Annotated in this window: 1 protein-coding gene; it reads right to left on the bottom strand. The window is 65.4% G+C overall.

Going from position 1 to position 563, the window contains the following annotated elements; translation table 11 throughout:
* On the bottom strand, positions 1-562 hold a 562-nt coding region (locus E8F11_RS00165; protein ID WP_280286777.1), incomplete at its 3' end, for a DUF2931 family protein.
* Position 563 lies beyond the last annotated feature (1 nt).

The raw sequence follows: 563 nt of genomic DNA, 5'->3' as shown, positions 1-563 counted from the left end.
CATACTCGCCGGCCGTCTGTCCTTGGGATGGCCCCAGAGGTTCTATCTCAGCCTGGGCGCGGGTCACTTTTACCGATTTGTAGCAGCGGTCGTAGACCCAGACCTGGATGGTGCCGCCTGGGGCTAGGCCCAAGTACAGCGTGGCATCGTAGCGTGAGACCCTGTGTGGCTTCTGCGGGCAGCGCCAGGCGACGGAGTCGCGCATGATTTGCCGCGCTTCCTCCGGGATGTCCACCCAGGCTCGGTAGGTCTGCGGTTCAACGATGGACTGCCAGCGCACGTAGATGCGCTGGGGCAGGTCGGCGCCGACCACTGCGATACCGGTGGGCCCCGCGCCGCCGCGCCAGCCGCGGGCGGCTTCGGTGCCATCTTCCGGTTCATCGCCAGCGGCAATGCCTCGGCCGGTATTTCGGAACAGACGACCCCGGATATCGATCACTGCGCTGTCCTCGACCCAAACCTTCATATAGGCCGGATGGGCGAAGCCCAAGCTCCACCAAGGGCTATGTTCATCTTGGGTGCCGGACAGCGGGTCCATGGCCTGGCAGCCGCCGACCAGCAAC

The sequence above is a fragment of the Pseudomonas sp. BN417 genome, assembly GCF_029871205.1.
Lineage (GTDB): Bacteria > Pseudomonadota > Gammaproteobacteria > Pseudomonadales > Pseudomonadaceae > Metapseudomonas.
This window is presented reverse-complemented; position numbering and strand designations above follow the sequence as displayed.